The 231-nt window shown below is 34.6% G+C and carries 1 protein-coding gene; it reads left to right on the top strand.

Annotated elements, in window-relative coordinates:
• A partial coding sequence (locus tag AAEZ18_RS19810; RefSeq protein WP_352256169.1) for a hypothetical protein occupies positions 1-231 on the top strand: 231 nt, incomplete at both ends.

The raw sequence follows: 231 nt of genomic DNA, 5'->3' as shown, positions 1-231 counted from the left end.
ATTTGAAGAAGACATTAATATTTCTGCTGAGGTCGCATTTGATTCCGACAAATTTAATGAATTTGTAGGGGCATTTGATAGGCGGGGGAATTTACAATCTCTTCTTGGGGAGCTTGTAAGTTCAAACGGTGATTTTAATTATAATATTGAACAGCACTCGGAAAAAGTTTCTGTAGTTTATGAGAATTTCAATTCAAAAAAAGAAATTCCATCCGTTAGGAAAGGGATAGC

This window comes from Pseudoalteromonas sp. 19-MNA-CIBAN-0066 (assembly GCF_040308705.1).
GTDB lineage: Bacteria > Pseudomonadota > Gammaproteobacteria > Enterobacterales > Alteromonadaceae > Pseudoalteromonas > Pseudoalteromonas nigrifaciens.
Note: the sequence above shows the minus strand (reverse complement) of the source record. Positions and strands in the feature narration are given on the sequence as shown.